This window comes from Dolichospermum circinale AWQC310F (assembly GCF_000426925.1).
GTDB lineage: Bacteria > Cyanobacteriota > Cyanobacteriia > Cyanobacteriales > Nostocaceae > Dolichospermum > Dolichospermum circinale.
The window spans coordinates 53,901-54,979 of the sequence record NZ_KE384686.1 but is presented as its reverse complement, the minus strand read 5'-3'; the positions used below and the strand labels follow the sequence as shown (position 1 = coordinate 54,979).

1 protein-coding gene and 1 pseudogene are annotated in these 1,079 nt (G+C 38.6%); both read left to right on the top strand.

Features of this window, described 5'->3' with window-relative positions:
• Window positions 1–198, top strand: a pseudogene (locus tag ACIR310F_RS0113335) (ABC transporter ATP-binding protein); the annotation flags it as partial.
• A 67-nt stretch (window positions 199–265) separates the two neighbouring features.
• On the top strand, window positions 266–1,051 hold the full coding sequence (locus tag ACIR310F_RS0113330) for a metal ABC transporter permease (protein ID WP_414534266.1): 786 nt from the start codon (window positions 266–268) through the stop codon (window positions 1,049–1,051).
• Window positions 1,052–1,079 lie beyond the last annotated feature (28 nt).

Below are 1,079 nucleotides of genomic sequence, written 5' to 3'. Positions count from 1 at the left end.
AATGAATTAAAACGAGAACAAAATTGGACAGTGTTGCAAGTTTCCCATGATATTGATATGGTAAGCCGTCATTGCGATCGCGTCATCTGTCTGAATCAAACTCTTGTTTGTTCTGGTAAACCAGAAATAGCCCTTTCTCCGCAAAATCTCTTAGCTACCTATGGTCCTGGTTTTAGTCGTTATGAACATCATCATTAAGTGAGGTAATAGGTCATGGGTAATGGGTAATTATCATGATTTCGTGAATTTATTGCAGTTTCCTTTTATGCAGCGTGCCATTATTGGTGCTGTATTAATGGGAATATTAGGGGGTTTATTAGGTAGTTTTGTGACTTTACGTCAATTATCTTTTTTTAGTCATGCTGTTGGTCATGCAGCCTTAGTAGGTGTAGCATTAGGCGTGTTACTCAATACTAATCCCACTTGGATGTTACTACCTTTTACTTTAATTTTCGGGGTTGTTGTTCTTTATTTGATTGACAAAACAGATTTAGCCAGTGATAGTGTTCTCAGTATAGTTCTATCTGGATCATTAGCGATCGGTGTCATCCTCACCAGTTTTATTAAGGGATATCGCGGTAACTTAATGGGTGTGTTATTTGGCGATATTTTAGCCATAGATAACACAGATTTAATTTTAACACTTCTGGTACTCATCTCTAGTAGTATTTTCCTCTTATCAACGCTACAACAACAAATATTACTAACTCTCAATCCCGATGTTGCACAAGTACAAGGAGTACCTGTACAACTTTATCGCTATGGATTCGTTATTTTGCTTTCCCTTGCTGTAGCCGTAGCGATTAAAGCTGTTGGTGTTTTGCTTGTCAATGCGTTTTTAGTGATTCCCGCTGCTACAGCCAAACTCATGAGTCACCATTTCAGCCGTTTTCTGATTCTATCGGTGGTTGTCGGCTCTAGCAGTAGTATCGCGGGAATGATGGTTTCTGGCTTGTTTAATCTGGCTTCTGGACCGAGTATTGTCTTTGTGCAGTTTCTCTTATTTGTGGTTGTGTTTACCTGGGTTAAATTGACAATCAAAAACAGCTAAGTAGGTTGGTGTTAAAAATTGTCGCTAT

Bases quoted from the DNA above. Each gene is read 5' to 3' on its own strand.
- ACIR310F_RS0113330 (WP_414534266.1), top strand. From the start codon at position 266: ATGCAGCGTGCCATTATTGGTGCTGTATTAATGGGAATATTAGGGGGT.